The following is an 819-nucleotide window of genomic DNA, read 5'->3' as shown; positions in this document are numbered from 1 at the left end:
TACAACATCTCCATTTCCATTTCTACGGAAACGGTATAATTCTTTATGTTCATTTTGAATGTTTACTAATTCTTCGTTTTCATTATACGCAAACTTCACTTTTACTCCATTCTCTTCCCGCATGGTGAGATTGCCCATCGGTGTATATTCAAAGCGCACATCGTGATGATTGTCTCGAGCATGAATAACTTCATCGTAGGCATTATACTGTAATCGTACAGAACTATTATCGGGATGAATTACTTGTATCACTCTACCGAGTGCATCATAACTAAATTTTTGAGTTCCTCCCAATGGATTGGTTGATTTTTCAACTTCACCTCGATCATTATAAGTCCAAGTCGCTATTTCACCTTCTGGTAAATACATCTTAACCAGATTATGCTGCTTATCATATTCTAATCGGGTTCTACGTTTACTCACATCACGAATCTCACGAACTAATCCTTCTTCGTTGTACTCAAATGCTGTTATTCCTTTATCGGGTGCTACTATAGTTCGCAATAAACCTGATTCATCATAGTTCCATATTCGACTATTTCCTTCGGGATCATTGGCAATAATTAATCGATCGTTTTCATCATACACATAGGTATATTGTGAGCTATCAGGCTGAATAACTGATTTTAAATTGCCTTTGTCATCGTATGTATAGCCCGTTAAATTTCCTTCTTCATCGATCTCACGGTACAATTCGAACATATCGGTGTATTCGAAAAATTTAGAATTCCCTAATGCATCTTGAATTTGAGTGCATAAAAAATCTTCATTATAATAGTATATACTTTCATTGCCCAAGGCATCGGTAATCACATTGTA

1 pseudogene is annotated in these 819 nt (G+C 35.8%); it reads right to left on the bottom strand.

What is annotated here, in order from left to right:
- Window positions 1–819 (bottom strand): annotated as a pseudogene (locus P6733_RS17855) (DUF6531 domain-containing protein); the annotation flags it as partial.

This window comes from Flavobacterium aerium (assembly GCF_030766725.1).
Lineage (GTDB): Bacteria > Bacteroidota > Bacteroidia > Flavobacteriales > Flavobacteriaceae > Flavobacterium > Flavobacterium aerium.
This window is presented reverse-complemented; position numbering and strand designations above follow the sequence as displayed.